We start from the raw sequence: 19903 nt of genomic DNA, 5'->3' as shown, positions 1-19903 counted from the left end.
TTTTTGTCCTAAGAGAATTCAAGTTGGTGAGAATATAAGATGGTAAGAGAGGAACTTAACTGGATGGCAGGTGGACCACAAGGCAGCGGCGTCGATTCAGCCGCGAACATTTTTGGAAGAGCTTGCGGTTACGGAGGCTTGTATGTTTACGGCAGAAGAGAATATCACTCAAACATTAAGGGACTGCACAGCTATTTTCATTTAAGAGTTTCAACTTGTGAAGTTTCGGCAAACGTTAATGATGTAGATTTGCTTGCGGCATTTGACGCGGAAACGGTTGTCAGACACATAAACGAAGTTGTTCCAAACGGCGGAATAATAGTTGACAAAGACCAAGTTAACACAAAAATATTCAGCATACCTACCTTGCCTTACGAATTCAAAAAAGAATATCGGCAGTTTTTGGAGAAAAAAGGCTGGGGCGACGGTTTAAGCGATTTACTCTCTGAAGCAGAAAAAGCAGGCATTCACGTGTTTCGTATTCCTTACATGGATTTGTTGAAGGAAGTCGCAGCAAAATTGGGCATTGAACAGTTGAGCAAGGTTACTCGAATGATAAACGTTTTAACACTTGGCATCTCCTTCGGGTTGCTAGATTATGACGCTGCTCTTGTAGAAAAGGCGATTGCGTCGATTTTTGCAGAAAAACCCAAAATTGTAAATATGAACGTTTTAGCCTTCCAAACATCCTACACATATACCAAACAAACCTTTGGCAACGGTTTCGAACACAAACTCGAAAAAACCGATACAACCGAAAAACGGATTTTCCTATCTGGGAACCAAGCAGTAGCGCTTGGTAAAGTCTTAGGCGGGTGTAGAATACAAACCTATTATCCAATAACTCCCGCTGCAGACGAAAGCGAATATTTAGAAGCTCACGAAATCATACAAACAAAAACTGGGGATGAAAAAGGCGCCATAGTTGTCATTCAAACGGAAGATGAAATTGCAGCGGTCAACATGGCTTCTGGAGCAGCCTTAACTGGAACCAGAGCAGCAACTTCCACGTCTGGACCTGGTTTTTCGCTCATGGTTGAAGGCTTAGCTTGGGCTGGAAACAACGAAGTGCCAGTTGTCATCACATATTATCAACGAGGTGCGCCTTCCACTGGTTTACCGACGCGGCATGGACAAGACGACTTGCGATTTGCCATTCACGCTGGACACGGCGAATTTCCGCGGATAGTGCTTGCGTCTGGTGATATTCGTGAATGTTTTTATGACGCTGCAATTGCGTTTAATTACGCTGAAAGGTATCAGTTGCCAGTTATCCATTTGGTTGATAAAGCTCTCGGCAACAGTTCCCAAACGTATCCAATCTTTGACTTCAGCCAATTTAAGATTGAGCGAGGCGATATTCTCGATGAAGCAAAACTTCAAGGCATAGAATACAAACGGTTCAAATTCACAGAAAATGGCATTTCTCCACGAGTTTTTCTAGGAACAAAAAATGGCGTGCATTGGTACACGGGCGATGAGCATAACGAGTTTGGGCACATAAGCGAGGAATCTCCCAACAGAACAATGATGGTTGAGAAACGCATGAAAAAGCTTGAGGCAATAGAAAATGAAGTGCCAATTGAAGAGAAAGTCAACTTTTTCGGAGACAAAAACGCGAAGAACATGATTGTCAGTTGGGGTTCTTCGAAAGGTGCAGTTCTCGAAGCCCTTGGCATGTTATCAAAAGAAGGTTTCAGTTTAGGTTTTCTGCAAGTTCGGATGGTGCATCCCCTTCCCAAAGAATATATCGCTGATGTTTTGAAAAACACCGAAAAAGTCATTGATATAGAAATGAATTATTCTGGACAGCTTGGAGGAATAATTACGGAAAAAACAAGAATTCCAATGAGTTATCATATTTTAAAGTATAATGGGCGTCCCATGACAACGACCGAAGTGTATGAAGCATTAAAGCGTATTCTGCTTAATCAAGCTCCAAAAAGGCAGGTGTTAACCTATGGCTCTTAAAATGTCAGATTTCAAAACAGACGTTTTCGTTGACTGGTGCCCAGGATGCGGCAACTTTGGCATACTCACTGCCATGCAGATGGCTTTTGCCGAGCTTGGATTAGAACCACATAGCATTGTGATAGTTTCCGGAATAGGCTGTTCTGGCAAACCGCCACATTTCATTAAAGCCTATGGAGTTCACACACTTCACGGTAGAACCTTGCCTTTCGCTCAAGGAATTAAAGTGGCGAATCCAGAGTTGGAAGTGATAGCTGTGGGTGGAGACGGCGACGGCTTAGGCATAGGCGCTGGACATTTTGTGAATGCTGGAAGGCGCAATGTGGACATGGTTTATTTGATTCATGATAATGGCGTTTACGGGTTAACCAAGGGACAAGCTTCTCCAACATTAAAGCTGGGCTTAAAAACAAAGTCTCTTTCAAAACCAAACATAAACGAGGGCGTGAACCCCCTTGCTTTAGCGGTTATGGCTGGCTACACTTTCGTTGCAAGAGCGTACGCTTACGACACAAAACACTTGAAAGACATGATAAAACACGCTATTCAACACAAGGGACTAGCCTTCGTGGATATTCTGCAACCGTGCCCCACATACAACGACATAAACACTAAAGAATGGTATGCTGGCATGGACAGAATAAACCCCAAAACTGGAAAACCAAACCCGAGACTTTACAAACTAGACGAAACTGGCTACGAGCCGGTTGTGCATGAGCCAACTGAAGATTTCAAAAAGAAAATGGCTGCTCTTGAAAAGGCTCAAAAATGGGGCGACAAAATTCCAATAGGCATATTCTACCAAAACGAGCTTGTACCAACCTTCCAAGAACGCCTCACTCAAAGAATACCCTTCTACCTTAGCAATCCTCCTGCAAAACAGAAAATCAGCGAAGAAATTGGTTCTCCAATAGCAATTTTAGAGCAGTTCTTTGAAGAGTTAAAAACTTCTTAAAACTAAATTCAACTATGGTGAATGTATCGCTTGGCAGAGATTGAGTAGGAAATGAGCCTAAAAGAATATGAGAGAAAACGGAGGTTCAATAGAACAAGCGAGCCGAAGGGTGAAGTAAAAATGAGCGAGGGAAACATTTACGTTGTTCAGAAGCACGCTGCAACACATTTGCATTACGACCTACGTTTAGAAATGGATGGAGTACTGAAAAGTTGGGCAGTGCCTAAAGAGCCGCCTCTAACGGTTGGCGTTCGAAGATTAGCCGTCCAAGTTGAAGACCACCCAATTGACTATGCAAGTTTTGAAGGCACGATTCCTGAAGGCGAGTATGGCGCTGGCACGGTGGAAATCTGGGACAAAGGCACCTACAAAATGATAGACCAAAAAGAAGACAAGCTCATTGTGGAAATCAACGGCAACAAACTGAAGGGCGTATATGTGCTGGTGAGGTTTAAAGACCAGAAAAACTGGCTTTTCTTCAAAAAGAAATGAGTGTTAAAAGTAGAAAAGAACAGATATTGGAAAAAGTTTCGAGAAGAAATATTCTTTCGTTTTTTGGTTACTCTTCTTCTTTTTCTTCGGTTTCTGCTTCTCCTTTTCCAACAACTTCGGCTTCTGCAAATCTTCTGCTTATCCTTGTTATTTTAATCGTGACGTGTTCGCCTGGTTTAGTGTTCGGTACGAAAGTCACTAAGCCCTGAATTCGGGCTATTCCTTCGCCACGTCGGCTTGTTTCTTGTATGTCAACTTCGTATTCTTTGCCGATTTCTACTGGTTTCGGTGGGAATCTGCTTCCTCCGCCTCTTCCTCTGAATCCTCCTCTTCTCGGACCGAAGCTTCTTCTTTCACTCATTCATTTCACCTCTCATTGCGTTAAATAAAATTTGATTCGCGGTTATTCAACTGTTAGTTTTCCGTATTTTCCTACATTCAGCTGGATTTCTCCTCGGAAGCTTGTTATGTAGCCGTTTTCCACTTTGACTGTGTCGTTGATGTTTACTTGGTTGATTTGTTCGTTCCATAACGTCAGTTTTATTGTGCCTGTTTCGTCTGCGATTATTGCTGTTGCAACCTTGTATGTTTCGTCTTTGAATCTTGACAGAACTTCGCGTGGGTCTGATTTTTCTGTTACTTTGGCTTCTACTGTAACGTTCTTCATGCCGTTTCGCAATTCTTTTATTTTCAATTTCGTCCTCCGTCTAAGCTATTCTTTCCGCGACTGCAAATTTCTCATGAACCGAGCGAATTACGACCTTAACGCGTTCGCCTATTTTGCTGTTTGGAACAAAAATCAAAAAGTTCTGTATTCTAGCTACTCCGTCACCTCTGCTTCCAATATCGTCGATGACAACTTCTATTTCCTGATTCTCTTTGACAGGCGCCATCGAAAAGAGCGGTCTGCTTGGGCGGAACCTTCTTTGGCTTCCAAATCTTCTTGGTTTTCTTGGCGCATTTTTTGTTTTTTCTGGCAGCCTTCTTGGCATGTTGCGTTTTCGTCCTTATCGCGGAACCAGCCTTTCACCCTAAAACTCACATACCTTTGTGATGGTCACTTGAGTTTTTGGTTGTTGGCCAGTTACATGCAGAAAAGTCCTTCAACCATATAAATTTTGCTAAGTTTTTATTCATAACGTAAAGCTTCAACTGGGTTTAGTTTGGCTGCTTTTCTGGCAGGGTACAAACCGAAGATTATGCACACGATGATTGCGAAGACAAAGGCTATTATTGTCCATTCTGGTGAAAATGCTGGGTTTATGTTCATTCCATGGGTTTCAGGTGTTCTGAAAATAGTGTCTTGCTGTTGTTGTGGTTGCATAAAACTTGACAGCATATAGGCTAGTCCGTAGGAGATTCCATATCCAGTAAACATGCCTATCAAGCCGCCTATTATTCCTATCAGCACAGCTTCAGCGAGAAACATGCCTAGTACAGTTCGACTTTTCGCTCCGATAGCCTTCAAAATTCCAATTTCGCGGGTTCGCTCCATCACTGAAACCGTCATGATGTTCATTATGCCAATTCCTGCCACAAGCAAAGAAATTGAAGCTATAGCCATCAGAAACAGTTGAACAAAATTTAGAATTCGGTCCACTTGACGCATGAAAGCTATCGGCACAAGTATGCTTATGGAATATGGATTTTCAAAAGTGTTCTCTATATCTCTCGCGATTTGTTCTGATTTTTCCGGGTTGGAAACTTTGACTAAAATTATATTGTATTTTTCATTGATTGGAGCGGGCACCGCATTTAATGGTATAAATGCCCAGTAATCAAAATTTGTGATTCCCGAAGTCCCGCCTTTATTTAGTATCGCAGCAACTTGAAGAGTTTTATTTATTGGTATTCCAGAAACGTCAATTTGCAAAGTTACATTTTCGCCTACATTGACAATCGGTGTCACATCATTCAAATAGCAAGTTCTGAATCCCAAAACAGTTGTGTCGTTTTCTTCCTGGCTTGGTAATTCTCCTGCTAATGGAATAAACCTGTCTGGGAAGATTTGGCGCATTTCTGAGAAATTCACGGCGCCTACTGTTATGGCGTTTAAGCCTTCATTCGTTTGTGTGTTATTCAATTTTACTTGTGGCAACGTTATTATTGGAGTGACAATTTCCACGCCTGTAACGTTTTCCCGAATGTTTGCGACATCTTGTGGTGTAAAGCTTCCCATGAGTCCTGATGTGAAGCTTCCTGGAATTACTATTAGCACGTTTAGTTCAAATCCTTGTTCCATGCGTTCTTTTACGCCTAATCTGAATCCTTCGCCTAAGGAAGCTAAACTGATTATTGCTGTTATGCCTATCACAACGCCTAGGGTGGTTAGTGAGGTGCGTAGTTTTCGCTGGGTCATGTTTTCCCATGCCATAGCTAAAATTTTGTTCAGCCTCATCGTTTATTCCCTCTCGGCGCTTCTTTTATTGCTTCTATTAAGCCGTCTTTGAGGTGTATTATGCGGTCTGCAGTTTCTGCGATGTGCAGGTCGTGAGTGACAACTATGAAGGTTTGTCCTTTCTCTTCGTTCAGCTTTTTCATTAGCTGGACTATTTCCCAGCCCGTTTTGGTATCGAGATTTCCAGTTGGCTCGTCTGCTAACACGATTTTTGGATTATTTATTAAAGCCCGTGCAATTGCTACTCGCTGTTGTTCTCCCCCGCTTAGCTCTGTGGGTTTATGATTCATGCGAGTTTCCAGTCCCACAAGCGTTAGCATTTCTTTTGCTTTTTCCACCGCTTCCTTCTCTGGCACACCCGCAATCGAGAGTGGCAACTCAACATTCCTTAATGCAGTCAATCTTGGTAGTAAATTGAAAAATTGAAAAACAAACCCTATTCTGGTCAAACGAAGCTCAGCCAACTTGTCACCGCTCATCTCAAGAATGTTAAAGCCGTCGATAATGATTTTTCCTTCGTCCGGACGGTCTAACCCTCCAATCAAATGTAGCAGAGTTGATTTTCCACTGCCAGAAGGCCCGAAAATTGTTAAAAATTCGTCTTTCTTGACTTCAAAACTTACTCCACGCAAAGCTGGAACATGCACTTTGCCCATTCGATAAGCTTTCTTGACATCATGAGCTTCAAGCAGAGTTTTCATGCGTATCAACGCAGACTCAAAAATTTTGCTTAACTATTTAACTTTATCTTATTGACGTCATCGGATTCTGTTGTCAACTGCCATGTGTAAACTAAAGCCAGACCGTTCCATATATTATAAGGCGAAATATCAGCATGCTAATCAAGCTGCTCAGAATTGAGATAGAAATGCTCCTTGTCCATGAAAATGCAAACATTAAATGAAGCGCAATAGTGCACAAAGCTACAATCCAAACATAGTACACTATCCTATCTAAAATATCATATCGAATCATTAGAATGGACTGGAAATTTTGGGCGTCAACTGTAAATCCTTCTCCGGAGACTCCGCCTAGGGTTGAAAGAGAAAAGTGCGTTTCTGGATAAGCAAGAACTACTCCAGTGATTATTAAATTTTGCAGAAAGAACGTTATCAAGGCAAATCCGGATATCGTAAGCATACTTTTCCAAATGGGCTGTGCTTTAAACAATTTTGAAAGTAGATATAAAAAGATGCCGAGTATAGTCCATTGTATAGTGAACTGCATGAACCCGCTTATTACGGAATTAACTAAGATTCCACTTCCATTAATTTCAAGTGCGGATTTATAAACGCCGTGAAAGAAGAGTCCATCAACCAGAACGGTGATATTCTCATTGCTAGTCCATGCCAATTCAAGTTTTAAACCAGTGATGTTGCTCCAGTCGGCATTATTAACCTTTGTAAATTCGCTCAGCAGAATTGTTTTGTTGTTCCAGATTCCTGTTTCAGCGATGCCATCTGCTATGGAATGGTAAAAGTAATTATCAGTGGTGTTCGCCGAGAACAAATAAATGCTCAAATTATATGGATTAGTTTCTGGTTCAACTATTTTCACTCTAAACGATACGTTCGCATAACCGTCAGCGCCCAGACAGTTTAAGGAGGTTGGAATTTTTAATTCCATAGAAATCTGTGTTTCATTTTCAAGATGGAACTGAATACTCTTGTTTCCATAATAGCTGCCTTTTATGTAGTCCGTGCTGTTCTCTGATACAGCCGCACTTAAACTCCAGAGGGTAGCGTCTTCTGTCCATTTATCAAATTCTGTTGATGACAATTGTGGCGCTGTTTGGTCATAATAAACTCTAGAAGAAAGAACATAATAAAAAATTGCAAAGGACAACACAAACAATCCCATGATTATTATTGGTCCTTTGTATCCGGGCTTTTGGATTATCTCTTTAAATGCCTTATGCGGTGCGTATATGACTCTGAGCACTTCTTTTGCGGACATTTAGTTTAGACTCCGCTGGTAACTTGTTATTCTATCACTATTAAAGTTTGCTTACATTCCAAGTTTTAATCTTCTATACGTTGTGTAATCCACATATTCCAAGAACGGATTTTCCGCCTGATACTTAACAGTCAACTTCTGCCGCTTCCGTTTATCCAATATTTGGCTCGTAGTAACAAGCGAGTAAGCGTCGCTTCCAGCACCAGAACCATAACTCGCGATTAAAATGCGCTCTTCGGGTTTAGCAACATCCAAGACTGCCGCAAGACCAACAGGCGAAGAGCCAGAATACGTGTTGCCAAACTTTGCCACTTGCAATGAAGGCAAATACTGCTCTTCTTTAAATCCAAGCTCCTTCGCGATGCGTACTGGAAACTGAACGTTTGGCTGATGAGCAACAAAATAGTTGATATCGTTGATTTGCAAGTTAAGCCGTTCCATTAACTTTTTTGCCGCCTTTCTGATATGTTTGAAGTATGCTGGGTCTCCGGTAAAGCGTCCGCCATGCATTGGGTATGGCTCGCCGTCTCTTCGCCAGAAATCCGGAGTGTCCGAAGTGCACGAATACCATCCTTCAATTTCAGCTATGACATCGTGTTTTCCGAAAATGTAAGCGCAAGCGCCGAAGCCGACGAAAAGGTCTAACTCGCCTCCTGGGCAATTTCTCGGTGCCGCTTGAGAATTGTCCGTGCCTATGGTCATGGCGTATTGGATGTTCGATTTGGGATAACTTACAAGCGAAGCCGCGTCCTTAAACATGCTTGTTGCAGCTTTGCATGCAAACTCCGTGTCTACAGCGTCTACTCCTTGCACGTCTTCGCATTCTTCGCCCAATTTTAGCACTTGCGCCACTTTGGAAGCAATGGGCTTAACAGCGTAAGGGTTAGATTCGGAGCCCACATATATTTTGCCGACAAGCGCACTGTCAACGCCAGAATGAATCAGTGCTGTTTTTCCAGCTTCTACAGCCGCAGTTATGGAGTCTTCGTCAATGAACGGTACTGAACGTTCAATGTTTCCTTCTCTTATCCTAAACCTTGATGTGTAAACTCCGTAGCCAACTATTCCCGGGTTATCGTATTCTTTGTTAGGCTTTGCCACAGTGTATTCTTGATGGGGATAATATTCGTCTGCAAAGGTGAAAGCCAAAGAAATTGTTGGGATGACATCGCTTCTGTCCACTGAATAACGTCTTCTAAACCTTGGAATGACTTCTCTTCCTTCCAAAGCCGAAAAATCAATGTTTTCTCCTTGCCTTATCATGCGGTCAGTTAGTCTTCCCGGAACCCGTATTTTTCCATCGTGAAATGAGACTATTCCGTAAATGTAACTTCCAAGTTTTGTAAATTTGTTTGTTGGCTCATTGACAAGCGTGCATATTTCAAGTTTGCCCTTCTCATAGAAAAGGTCTATGTCAACCATTTTTCCGAAACTTTTTCTTCCGCAGTTTCCGCAGTAGTCTCTAAATTCGAAATATTCTTTTCCGCATATTTGGCAACGTCTTCCTCTAAGCCTATCGCCAAGATAGGAAACTCTTCTCTCTATGGGTTCGCTGCTCATTTACTAATCCCTCCCTAAAATGTAAACGTAGCCTTTAGTGCCGAATCCCTCAAGCTCCAGCACACAGCCATACTCGAGTTCTTTTTCGCTTTTGACTTGTCGCTCGCCAGCTTCGCCTCTTAATTGCTTAACAACTTCAAAAACTTGGGCTCCACCCGTGGCGCCGAGCGGGTTTCCATCTGCTTTTAAGCCGCCATTCATGTTCACAAAAATTTTCTTTCCCTCAATTTCATAATAGCCCTTACAATCTTGATAGCTCTCGTAAATGCTTCTCCACGCTTTTCCACGTTCACAGAATCCCAAATCTTCAAGCGAAACCATCTCCATAACCGTGGACTGGTCATAAAGCTCCACTATTTGTATATCCCACAAATTCACTCCAGCCATTTTCAAAGCATTCTTCATTGCAATTTCGCTTACAAGAAAACGCGTTAAATCTTCTCTTGCCGGAAAGGTTAGGTAATCTGTTGCTGAAGACGAGCCGAGAACATGGACTGGTTTGTCTGTGAATTTTTTGGCAACGTCTTCGCTTGTGAGGATAATGATTGCAGCGCCGTCTGAGATTGGCGCGTAATCATAAAGTCCCAAGGGTTTTCGGGCTTCTTTTCTGGCGTTTATGACCTGCTCTACGGTTATTTTTCGTTGGTACTGTGCGTACTCGTTTTTTGTTCCGTGTAAGTGGTTTTTTACTGCGATTTGTGCTAGGGCAATGTTCAGTTTTTCTGCATCATCTCCTTCTATTCCATATTCCTTCATGTAGGCTCGAAGCATCAGCTCATGGTTTGCTTCTGGCGTGCATCCCGCGTAGTAGCTCCATGGGTCTTCGAGAAGCATGAGGTCGTCTCGGATTTTGTCCCATCTGTCAGTCATTTTTTCTATGCCGCCCACTAGAACCACATCGTATTTTCCAGCTTGGATTGCATTGCAAGCGTTAGATAATGCGGAGCCGAAGGAGCGGGTTACTTCCATTGGCACGTGTAGTTCTGTTAGTTCTGAAAGGAAACCCTCTTCGAGTCCAAGCTTGTTCGTGATTGGAAGAAAATAGTCTGATAGGTAGCATGCTTCTAGGTCTTTGCGTTCTATGTCAGCTTCCACCGAAGCCTTAAGCCACGCTTCCTCAATTAGTTTTTCTGGTTCTTTCTCGTAATGTTCCCCGAATTTGGTTCTTCCAGCGGCAACTATGGCTGGACGATTCTGCATTGCTTTTACACCTTTCTCTCTCAATTATCAAATATCCCTTTCATGATAACTTTTAAGTGTTTGCCATTTCGGCGTTTCCCAAAACTTCATAACTCATGCTAATAAGCATATTGAATGTAATGGAGTGAAAGCCATGTTCAAAACTGGTAGGTACCGTCTGGTTATTACGGTTAAGGATGTGCGTGGAAACTGTCCGGTTCATAAGGTGGGAGAACAAATAGTTGTGGATTCGCCCAGAATAGCCGTTAGTGAAACTGACAATCTTTGCATTCACGCTTTAGGCTGTATGCTTTCTATGGTTGTTCCCTTAAGCCACGGAATAAGCTTTAAGCAGTTGGGCTTAGCAAAAGAGGAAGGCGAGAAAGGCTATTTTCAATGTTTGGACCCTGGGAAACCTTACACGGACGGCGGAACTGTGCTTTTCGAAATAAAGCGGGAAAAATCTAGTCGTATGCTTCATAAACTTTTTATTTTGTTCCCTTAATAGGGCTACGCATTGAGTGATTTACATGGCAATCGCGCATCTCTTGAGAGTTTTCATTTTTTCATTCGTAGCTATGGCTGCCGATGGAAGAGGCGGCTGGTGGAACCTCATTCCATCAGAATTTCAGATTCTGTTTCCCTTAATTTTCTTCTTTGTTCAGCTTTTGGTTCTGTCCGTGGTTCTTTATGTTGCAGGGCTAATTGTTGTTGGCGGAAGGCGCGCCCGTTTTAGAGATGCCTTTCTGATTTCTTTTCTTGGAACGGTTTTGTCAACGGTTTTCTTTTTGTTTATTCCTTACCCGTTCATCCCGCTGATTTTGAGCATTTTTGTGTGGCTGCTTCTTATTAAGAGTCTTTATGAGACTGGTTGGCTTGGAGCAATTGCTGTTGGCTTGTTGGCTATGATAATTTTCTTGGTTGTTGCCATACTTCTTGCTATAATTTTCGGAATAATAAAAGAAATATGGGAATTAGGGAAACTTCTGTTTCCGTCATTTGTGTTTTCTCTTTAGGAGCGTTCAAATACTTTGGATTCAAAAAAGACAACGGCGCTCCTAGGATTAGCCTTTTTAGGTTTTTTGGCGCTTTCGTATTATGAGAACCTGTTTTTCTTTAACATAGTCGGCGACATTACACGTAATCAGCTTTTAGCGGTTCTCATGCTTTTTGTTCATAATGTTCTCGTAGTGTCATTGATATTGCTTGGAATGACGTTCTACGTTAACCTAGTCCTTTTGGATTTTTTTAAGAGAGAAAAGCATGGGCGAATCGTGATTGAACATCCGAGAACTTTCGCGATAGCCTTTACTGTAATGATTATCTTTTTGAGCATTTTGCGCGGAGCCATCCTCATCTATGGCAGAGTGTACGTTGAAGATTTGCCTCTGATTTTGTTGGTAAGCACGCCAATGGGCATTATTGAAGGCTACGGCATATACTTGACCCTAAAGAAAACTTTAAGCCGCACAATGACTATCAAAGATTTGGTTTTTATCTATGGCATATTCTTTATCGCAGCCATAATAGAAGTTGGCTTCATAAATCTTCTTTTGGCTGTTACTGCAAGCTAAAAGTTAACGATTTCTTCTTCCTTTATTCGCTTCTTTAGCTCTCTCATCAACCTTTTCAGTTTTGGGCTAAGCACGAGGGGGTAACGTGGCGCTCTCTTCAGCTTCTTATACTTCTCAGGAAGTTTTGAAACGTTTTCCATGGCTCTTTTTCTTATCTCATCCAACGATGGGAGACTGCAAACTATTTTGCCATTAGCCATAACCTTCATGAGAAGCGGTTCTCCCTCTATTTTTTCATCGTGCAAGGCGATTGTGTCTTTCACAAAATTTCCCGTAGCGTCTTTGAGTCGGAAAACCTGTTTTTTCCCTGGAAGTGTGACCTTGCCTTTACTCAGTTTCATTATGGGCGAAAACTCTCCATTTTCGTTCATTTTTTCGGACAGTTTGTAGATGACGTCCACGTAGGGTTTGTCTGCTGATGTTCCCATTTTAGTTCCAACGCCGAAAGCGTCAATCTTCGCGCCTTTTCTTAACAGTTCTTCTATTTTGTACTCGTCTAAGTCTCCACTTGCAAAAATGTTCACATATTTCAAGCCGTTCTTGTCTAAAAGCTGTCTAACCTTCTTGCTTATTTCCACCAAGTCTCCACTGTCCAGTCTCACTGCGCGAAGTTTGAATCCTTTCGCTTCAAGCTCTTTCGCAACGATGATTGCTTTTTCTGCGCCTTTTATGTCGTCGAAAGTGTCAATCAGAAGTGTGGATTTGTCTGGGAAAGTTTTCGTGAAAGCTCTGAAAGAGTCTATTTCTTTATCAAACAGCATTACAAACGAGTGCGCCATAGTGCCAAAAATTGGGATGCCATATCTCATTCCTGCGAGAACGTTTGAAGTGCCACTGCAGCCTGCTATGTAGCTGCTTCTCGCTGCTTTCATTCCCGCATCTGTGCCGTGCTCTCTTCTTAAACCAAATTCGATGATTGGTCTGCCTTTTGCGGCGTTAACGACTCTTGAAGCTTTCGTGGCTATTGTTGTTTGCAAGTTGACAGTGTTGAGAATGAAGGTTTCTATTAGTTGAGCCTCTGTTATGGGCGCTGTAACCCTAATCAAGGGCTCGTTTGAAAAAACCACAGTGCCTTCGGGGACAGCCCACAGTTCGCCTGTAAACTTGAATTTTCTAAGGTAACCGAGAAAATCATCCTTAAACCCTTGCGTTTTCAAAAAGTCAATCTGTTTCTCGTTGAATCTTACTTTTTCAAGATAAGCCAGAACCTGTTCTAAGCCAGCAAATAAAAAGTAAGAGCGATTTGGTGGCAGTCTTCTTATGAAGAGGTCGAAGGTGGCAGTCTCAAATTTTCTGTTGTCGAAATAGCTTGCACACATTGTTAGTTCGTATAAGTCAGTGAACATGCTCATGTCTTCTTCGCATACAAAATCCAACTTTGGGCTCACGCATATCATCTCCTTTTCAAAGTTTCCGTTAAGCATGTCTTAAAGTTTCTTACCGACGCATGAACTTTAATTATCTCAACCTGGAAACGGGCAAGTTTGAGTTGGGCAACCGCCAGCATATTCTGATTCTGCTGAGATGAATTTTCCTTCCGGAGTTTTTATTTCACCTATGTAGAGGACTTGTTCTGGTTTGCTCCCGTAACGAAACACTGTAACTCCTTTACATTTCAGTTTCCAAGCTAAATCATACACTTTTCTGACATCCTCAACGGTGGCATTAGCTGGCAAGTTGACGGTTTTTGAAACTGCGTTGTCAGTGTATTTCTGAAAAGCTGCTTGCATTCTCACGTGCCATTCTGGTTCGATGTCTAGGGCTGTTACAAAGAGTTTCTTAACGTCTTCTGGGACTCTGTCAATCTTTTGAACAGAGCCTGTTTTCGCGATTTCTTCGAGAAGCTTTGCATCGTAGAATCCTCTTTCTTTTGCTATCGCCTCGAATAGAGGGTTAGTTTCGAAAAGTCTTGTTCCACTCAAAACGTTTCTTATGAAGGAAATTGCAAATATTGGTTCGATTCCCGAGGAGCAGCCGGCTATTATGCTTATGCTTCCGGTGGGCGCTATGGTTGTTACTGTGGCGTTTCTGAACGCTTTATACTTGTTTTTCCATATGCTTTTTTCAAAGTTGGGGAACGACCCTCTTTTCTCGGCAATCTCTTGGGATTTCTTGTGTGCTTCTTCCTCGATGAATTTCATTAGTCGTTCAGCAAGTTCCAAGGCTTCATTGGAATCGTATGGAATTTTCAGTTTTATGAGCATGTCCGCGAAGCCCATGACGCCTAAACCTATTTTTCTGTTGGCTCTAGTTATCTTCGCAGTCTCTTTCAGCGGGTATTTGTTTGCGTCTACAACGTTATCGAGAAAATGAACAGCATTTCTTATGGTCTCTCTCAGTTTTTCCCAGTTAATCTTTCCATCTTCAACTATTCTTGAAAGATTTATAGACCCTAAATTGCAAGATTCGTATGGAAGTAGCGGTTGTTCTCCGCAGGGATTAGTTGATTCTATCCTTCCAACTTCTGGTGTTGGATTATGCCGGTTAATTTCATCAATAAAAATGACTCCGGGGTCGCCGCTTGCCCAAGCAGATTTAACCATCAAATCCCAAACGTCTCTGGCTTTAAGCTTCGCCGTTTTCTCCTTATTTCGAGGATTAACAAGCCAGTATTCGCCGTCTTCCTCTAATGCTTTCATAAAATCGTCAGTAACCGCGACTGAAATGTTAAAATTTGAAAGAAATCCTGGTTTCTGCTTTGAAGTTATGAATTCCAAAATGTCTGAGTGGTCAACTCTTAAAATTCCCATCATAGCGCCTCTGCGCTTTCCTCCAGCCTTTATAACTTCGGTAGCCATGTCAAAAACGCGCATGAAACTGACAGGACCTGACGCGACTCCTTTTGTTGACATGACAATGTCGCCCTTCGGTCGCAGTCTTGAAAAGTCAAACCCAACTCCGCCACCGCTTTTCTCAATTAAAGCCGTGTTTTTCACCGCGGTGAAGATGCCCTCCAAAGAGTCTTCAACTGGCAAAACGAAGCAAGCGGAAAGCTGACCTAACCTTGTTCCAGCATTAAAAAGCGTCGGCGAATTGGGAATAAACTCCAATCTCGTCATCATCTCATAGAAGATATTCTCGCTTTTCTTTGGGTCTTCACCATATTTCTTGTCAACCTTAGCAATGGCTCTCGCGATTCTGCCAAACATCTGTGCTGGGGTTTCCACAATCTTTTCAGTTACGTCCTTCAAAAGATATCTCCGATTCAAAACCTCTAACGCGTTAACCGTCAGTTTTGGCTCTATTCTAAACTCTTCTCTTAACGCCCTTAATTCTTCCTTCTTCTTCCTGTAAGCCTCATACTCCACTGCGACCTTTTCGTAACCTCTCTTTCTCAAAACTTCAATAACAAAATCTTGAGCGTCTTCCACAGAAGGAATTTGCTCTTTGAATTTCTCCTCTAAAAGGCTAACAACTTCTCTTGTGATGTTTTCCGCTCTTTCGCCGTCCTTAAGCTCAACCGCGACAAAAGCCTTGTGAATAGCGTTTTTGATTCTTCCAGCGTCGAAATCAACGATTCTCCCGTCTCTTTTCCTTATCTTAGTGATAGCCATGTGTGGTCAACTCAGAATTGCGCTAATTTCGATATAAAGTTTCCAGAAGCATGCGGTTTTACTAGCGAACTTAAGCTATTTCCTCTTTAATCCGTATTCCCTTATTCTCCAGCTCAGCCAGGAATTCTCGGAAAACGCTTTCATTCATTCCTAACAACTCAGGCGGAACAACGCCTTTCTCTCTTATAGCGCCTTTAAGTATCAACTGCGCAATTATCGAAGCCGGATAAGCTGTAGTTCTCGCCATCGCCGTCACGTTGTGGATAGAATCGTAATGGTCAACCAAATGATAAATGCGCCGCACATGTTTGCTTCCTTTAACGCCAGAAACCTCCACCTTCAAAACTACAATGTCTCCGATTTCTGGTTTCCAAAGTTTCTGTTGAAACAGTTTAGCTGTAAGTTTTCTCGGCGGCAATCGGACGCCTTCTATTTCAACTGGTTCTTCTTCAAAGAAGCCTAATGCTCGTAGTAGATTGATTTTTTCTACGTGTCCGGGATATCTGAGCGTTTTCTCCCACATTTCTTCCACGCCTTTTATGGTGTCCAGCAAATTTCTGAGTCCGTCAGTGTAGAACGCCTCAAATTTTCCAACATTTGGGAATTTGATTTGCTCCAGTCCACTTAGGGCTTCCACCTCTTCAATCTTGCCATTTCTGACAATCCTGGCTTTTCTCGTATATTCATCGATAAGGCTTTCAGGCGACCAAGTTATCGTATAGCCCAATGGTGGGACAGGTTTTTCTGGAAGTCCACCAACCATTATGTGCACGTTTATAACCCTATCCAGTTTTCTTACGGCGTTTCCTACGAGGATGTTGCTTATTCCAGGAGCGAATCCGCAGTCTGGAATGATGGTTACGCCGGTTTCTATGGCTTTATTGTTGAGTGTTAATGGGTTTTCTTCCATGAAGGACACGTCAACTAGGTTGGTTTTGGCGTTTATGCAGGCTTCTGCCAAACGATAGCCGAGTGTTGCTGGCAAAAACCCTGCTACTATGTCGAAGCCTTTCAAGGAGCTGGCTAGTTTGTTTTGGTTTGCTGCATCTATTTGAGTCCACGAGACGTTTGTTTTGTCTATTTTTTTTGCGACTTTTTTGGCTCTGTTTTCGTCTTTGTCAGCTACTACGATTTCGAGTGAGCTTAGGCTTTTTGCAAGGTCTTCTGCCGCAGCAGAGCCTATGTTTCCGCAACCTAACACAAGCGCTTTCATGGGGCATTATGAAGGGGCTAAATAGATTAAAGTCTTACTAGAAAAAGGTCTGAAATGTATTCTAATTATAGAGGATTGATTTGAAAATCTTATATACTCCCACGGTAATTGTTAGGGTTGAGCATCATGGCTGAAATCTGTCCGACATGCGGGCTTCCCAAAGACTTGTGCGTATGCAGTGAAATTGAGAAGGAGCAACAGCGCATTCGCATACGGCTTGAGACACGCAAATTTGGCAAACCAACAACCATAGTGGACGGCATAAATGACAAGAACTCGAATTTGGCAAGTTTGGCGCAGAAGCTGAAGAGTCATTGCGCGTGTGGCGGAACAGCAAAGAATGGTCAGATAATGCTACAGGGAGACCACCGCGAGAAAGTTCACCAGTATCTGATAAAGCTTGGATATCCCGCAGAAAATATAGAGTTGCAGTAACTTCCGCATAGTAAAGGAGTAAGCCCAATTTGAAACTGTTGCAGAATCTACGAGAGGTATTCGGAACACTGAAGCGTAGGAAACCTGCGAAAATTTTTTGTCCAAGATGCGGAAGTCCAAAGATTCATTTGTCAAGCAGCCTTGATTATTGGTTAACTCCTAGAAAATACGTGTGCGATGATTGCGGCTACGTTGGCATTTTAGTTATGGAACTTGAAAAAGAAGAAGAGAGTTAACCAAATATTGTTGCTTAGTCTGGAAGCTCTAGGTTAAGCTGTTTCTTTAAGGTTTTGTAGCGGTTTCTAACGGTAACTTCCGTAACACCTGCAGCCTCTGCAATGTCCTTCTGCGTTTTCTTCTCGTTATTCTGCAGACAAGCAATGTATAAAGCCGCTGCAGCCAATCCCATAGGGTCTTTACCCGCCGCAGCCCGTCTTTTTCTTGCGTCTCTGAGAATCTGTATGGCAATTCCCTGCGTTTTACCTGAAATCCCTGTTCTCTCAGCAATCTTTGAGATATAAGTCAATGGGTCAGCAATCGGCATCTGCACATCAAGCTCACGAAGCAGCAGTCTATAACAACGCGCAACATCCTTCTTATCAACCAAGCTCGCTTCAGCGATTTCCCTAAGCGTTCTAGGCGTTCCACTTCCACGACACGCAGCATACAACGCAGCAGCTGCAATCGCCGCAATCGACCTACCACGAACCAAGCCCTTGTCTAAGGCTTTGCGATAAATAACCGCCGCCTTCTCCTTTATTGGCGGTGGAATGTAAACTTTGTCTGATAAACGGTCAAGCTCAGCCATTGCTTGTGCAAGGTTTCTGTCAACTGAAGAATGCACTCTTGAGCGTATTTGCCATTTTCTAAGGCGCCACATCTGCAAACGTGTAGATAACGGAAGCTTTCTTCCGAATGCATCTCTGTCCACTTGGCTTATGGCTGTTGACAAGCCTTTATCATGCACTGAGTATGACGTTGGCACTCCAACACGGCTTCTTGACGCTTTCTCTTCTTGGGTGAAAGCACGCCATTCAGGTCCTTTGTCCATCATTTGCTCATACAAGACAAGTCCACAGTCGCCGCAGACAGTTTCGCCAGTATCGTAATCGTGAACAAGGTTTGCGCTTCCGCATTCTGGGCATTTGTCAACTAGACGTTGACGGGCTCCGCCTTCTTTTTTACTCATTTTTATTCACTCCAATATTGCTGGAGAACCGTCACTTTTTCGGGTTCCTCATCAAATGCTTCGGGAACAGAAATCAGTACATCCGGCCCCGTGTGCCTATTCAGATGAAATGTTTTAATATATAAATTTTACGGTTCTTTTAGGAGTATCCATTTCACAAATTTTGAATACTTACACAAACTACTAACTATAAAAGGAGGAGAGTGGTTTAAGTGTTGAAGCTTCCAGAAAAAATACGAAGAATACTGGAGAAAACAGTTGCTGAGTTGCGGGTTAGAGAAAACGTTTATGGTATAGGCTTGTTTGGAAGTTGGAGCCGAGGTGAAGCCTCAGCGTCAAGTGATGTCGACTTGCTAATTCTTGACAAAAGCAGCTCCAACTACAAGTATGTAGAAAGAATCGATGCGGCTGGCTTACTTATAGACTTAGACCACGTTCCGAAACGATGGATTCAAGGTCCAATTCCTCCTGAAATAGACCAAAAACTCTACGAGATGCAAATCCTCTATGATAGAGATTGGTCTTTAACAAACACTAAACTTTTGATGACTAAATTCTACAATTCAGCAGAACGTGTTGACATTCGAACAGAAACGCACGTAATAGATTCAGACATTTACTTGAGCCGTGCAACTTCAGCCTTTTCAAGAGAAGATTTTGAAAGCGCTTACCTTTTCGCTGCTGTCGCCTTGGAAAGCATTTTGAAAGTTTTGGTTGAAATTGCTCTTGAGCCTTTCTCGAACAGCCGGTTTATAGAGCGATTGGAAACTTCAGTGACGAAGCTGAAAATGTCCGATTTGTTTAAAGAGTACTTGGAAACGTCAAGATTGAAGGAGGTGGATAATGAAAGTGTCAAAGAAAAACTGCGTCTTTTCAAGCTTATCTGGGATGAGGCAAGAGCGACAGCCTTGCAGAATATTCCAGTTTTGGAGTCTGCACACTTCAAGGTTAGGACTAAACTGAATTACTATTTGGCTCCCGCTTTTCTTAATGGCATAGTATTGCGTGCAAGCTCTCTGATTGAAAACGGAAAACTCGCTGAAACAACGCATTACCTGAACAACGTGCTTATTGACATTGTTGAAAACTATGTCTGGCTGGCATCACTAATTGAAAAAGTCAAAGTTGACTACACAACCATGATGCGCTCTTTGAGAAGCCTCGAAGAAAAAAACCCGAAAAACTACGAGCACATAACAAAATTTTTTGGATTAACTGACATAGACAAACGTGAAGCAAAGCAAGTTATCGAGAAAACCCGAGAAATAACACTTAAAATACGCCAAAATAGGAAAGTTTTAATCAAAAATCACTTAAGAAAGAGTTAGCTGAAAGACTTTGCCTGACAGAAGCCCGGTGGTGTAGCGGACAAGCATAGCGGGCTTTGGACCCGCCGACGAGAGTTCGAATCTCTCCCGGGCTACCAT

At 42.5% G+C, this 19903-nt stretch carries 21 protein-coding genes and 1 tRNA gene; 10 read left to right on the top strand and 12 right to left on the bottom strand.

The genetic code is table 11. The annotated features are described in order from the left end of the window. Positions 1–39 precede the first annotated feature (39 nt). Genes HM003_02920 through HM003_02910 form a run of 3 tightly spaced genes read left to right on the top strand, consistent with a single transcriptional unit; the run spans position 40 to position 3418 of the window. On the top strand, positions 40–1971 hold the full coding sequence (locus tag HM003_02920; protein MBX5328294.1) for a 2-oxoacid:acceptor oxidoreductase subunit alpha: 1932 nt from the start codon (positions 40–42) through the stop codon (positions 1969–1971). Then, on the top strand, positions 1961–2926 hold the full coding sequence (locus HM003_02915) for a 2-oxoacid:ferredoxin oxidoreductase subunit beta (GenBank protein ID MBX5328293.1): 966 nt from the start codon (positions 1961–1963) through the stop codon (positions 2924–2926). The genes HM003_02920 and HM003_02915 overlap by 11 nt, the downstream gene beginning before the upstream one ends. Positions 2927–2977: 51 nt before the next feature. Then, entirely contained in the window at positions 2978–3418 is a 441-nt protein-coding gene (locus tag HM003_02910) for a 3'-phosphoesterase (protein ID MBX5328292.1), read from the top strand. A 67-nt stretch (positions 3419–3485) separates the two neighbouring features. Here HM003_02910 and HM003_02905 read toward each other — a convergent pair whose 3' ends face one another. From HM003_02905 to HM003_02870, 8 genes are all read right to left on the bottom strand, one after another. Next, positions 3486–3779 carry a TRAM domain-containing protein gene (locus tag HM003_02905; protein ID MBX5328291.1) on the bottom strand — a complete coding sequence of 98 codons (294 nt, stop codon included), beginning with the start codon at positions 3777–3779 and terminating at the stop codon, positions 3486–3488. Positions 3780–3821: 42 nt separating this feature from the next. After that, positions 3822–4112, bottom strand: coding sequence for a DNA-binding protein (locus HM003_02900; protein ID MBX5328290.1), 291 nt, complete (start codon positions 4110–4112; stop codon positions 3822–3824). A gap of 13 nt (positions 4113–4125) precedes the next feature. Then, positions 4126–4311 (bottom strand): TRAM domain-containing protein, encoded by a 186-nt coding sequence (locus tag HM003_02895; protein ID MBX5328289.1) that lies wholly within the window; start codon positions 4309–4311, stop codon positions 4126–4128. A gap of 236 nt (positions 4312–4547) precedes the next feature. After that, positions 4548–5816: an ABC transporter permease gene (locus tag HM003_02890; protein ID MBX5328288.1), complete on the bottom strand. Its 1269-nt coding sequence runs from the start codon at positions 5814–5816 to the stop codon at positions 4548–4550. Continuing rightward, positions 5813–6517 carry an ABC transporter ATP-binding protein gene (locus tag HM003_02885; protein ID MBX5328287.1) on the bottom strand — a complete coding sequence of 235 codons (705 nt, stop codon included), beginning with the start codon at positions 6515–6517 and terminating at the stop codon, positions 5813–5815. Before HM003_02885 ends, HM003_02890 begins: the two co-directional genes overlap by 4 nt. A 91-nt stretch (positions 6518–6608) precedes the next feature. Next, positions 6609–7772, bottom strand: coding sequence for a hypothetical protein (locus tag HM003_02880; protein MBX5328286.1), 1164 nt, complete (start codon positions 7770–7772; stop codon positions 6609–6611). A gap of 51 nt (positions 7773–7823) precedes the next feature. Then, a complete protein-coding gene (locus HM003_02875; GenBank protein MBX5328285.1) occupies positions 7824–9332 on the bottom strand; it encodes a hydroxymethylglutaryl-CoA synthase in 1509 nt (502 codons plus the stop codon). A gap of 3 nt (positions 9333–9335) precedes the next feature. Continuing rightward, positions 9336–10556 carry a hypothetical protein gene (locus HM003_02870; protein ID MBX5328284.1) on the bottom strand — a complete coding sequence of 407 codons (1221 nt, stop codon included), beginning with the start codon at positions 10554–10556 and terminating at the stop codon, positions 9336–9338. Positions 10557–10665: 109 nt separating this feature from the next. On the opposite strand from HM003_02870, the gene HM003_02865 reads away from it, so the two are divergent. From HM003_02865 to HM003_02855, 3 genes are read left to right on the top strand one after another with little or no spacing between them, the layout of a single operon-like run. Continuing rightward, positions 10666–11016: a TIGR04076 family protein gene (locus HM003_02865; GenBank protein MBX5328283.1), complete on the top strand. Its 351-nt coding sequence runs from the start codon at positions 10666–10668 to the stop codon at positions 11014–11016. Between the two features lie 25 nt (positions 11017–11041). Then, positions 11042–11527 carry a hypothetical protein gene (locus tag HM003_02860; GenBank protein MBX5328282.1) on the top strand — a complete coding sequence of 162 codons (486 nt, stop codon included), beginning with the start codon at positions 11042–11044 and terminating at the stop codon, positions 11525–11527. A gap of 15 nt (positions 11528–11542) precedes the next feature. Beyond that, on the top strand, positions 11543–12085 hold the full coding sequence (locus HM003_02855; GenBank protein MBX5328281.1) for a hypothetical protein: 543 nt from the start codon (positions 11543–11545) through the stop codon (positions 12083–12085). On the opposite strand, the gene HM003_02850 is transcribed toward HM003_02855, so the two are convergent. From HM003_02850 to HM003_02840, 3 genes are all read right to left on the bottom strand, one after another. Further along, positions 12082–13482 carry a nicotinate phosphoribosyltransferase gene (locus HM003_02850; GenBank protein ID MBX5328280.1) on the bottom strand — a complete coding sequence of 467 codons (1401 nt, stop codon included), beginning with the start codon at positions 13480–13482 and terminating at the stop codon, positions 12082–12084. The two genes, HM003_02855 and HM003_02850, sit on opposite strands and share 4 nt — an antisense overlap. A 66-nt stretch (positions 13483–13548) precedes the next feature. Then, complete coding sequence (locus HM003_02845) at positions 13549–15639, bottom strand: vitamin B12-dependent ribonucleotide reductase (GenBank protein ID MBX5328279.1); 2091 nt, start codon at positions 15637–15639, stop codon at positions 13549–13551. A 70-nt stretch (positions 15640–15709) separates the two neighbouring features. Next, entirely contained in the window at positions 15710–16852 is a 1143-nt protein-coding gene (locus tag HM003_02840) for a saccharopine dehydrogenase family protein (GenBank protein MBX5328278.1), read from the bottom strand. Positions 16853–16978: 126 nt separating this feature from the next. Between HM003_02840 and yciH the strand changes: the two genes are divergently transcribed. Together yciH and HM003_02830 are read left to right on the top strand one after the other, a co-directional pair. Continuing rightward, positions 16979–17287, top strand: a complete 309-nt coding sequence (gene yciH / locus HM003_02835; GenBank protein MBX5328277.1) for a stress response translation initiation inhibitor YciH — start codon at positions 16979–16981, stop codon at positions 17285–17287. Positions 17288–17316: 29 nt separating this feature from the next. After that, positions 17317–17523 carry a hypothetical protein gene (locus HM003_02830; GenBank protein ID MBX5328276.1) on the top strand — a complete coding sequence of 69 codons (207 nt, stop codon included), beginning with the start codon at positions 17317–17319 and terminating at the stop codon, positions 17521–17523. Positions 17524–17537: 14 nt separating this feature from the next. Here HM003_02830 and HM003_02825 read toward each other — a convergent pair whose 3' ends face one another. After that, the gene (locus HM003_02825) at positions 17538–18476 is read right to left on the bottom strand and encodes a transcription initiation factor IIB (protein MBX5328275.1); all 939 of its coding nucleotides are present in this window, start codon (positions 18474–18476) and stop codon (positions 17538–17540) included. A gap of 212 nt (positions 18477–18688) precedes the next feature. On the opposite strand from HM003_02825, the gene HM003_02820 reads away from it, so the two are divergent. Both HM003_02820 and HM003_02815 read left to right on the top strand, forming a co-directional pair. Next, positions 18689–19804: a hypothetical protein gene (locus HM003_02820; protein ID MBX5328274.1), complete on the top strand. Its 1116-nt coding sequence runs from the start codon at positions 18689–18691 to the stop codon at positions 19802–19804. A gap of 22 nt (positions 19805–19826) precedes the next feature. Beyond that, positions 19827–19902 (top strand) — tRNA-Gln (locus HM003_02815). The last annotated feature ends 1 nt before the right edge of the window (position 19903 follow it).

The organism is Candidatus Bathyarchaeota archaeon A05DMB-5 (genome assembly GCA_019685655.1).
Lineage (GTDB): Archaea > Thermoproteota > Bathyarchaeia > Bathyarchaeales > Bathycorpusculaceae > DSLH01.
This window is presented reverse-complemented; position numbering and strand designations above follow the sequence as displayed.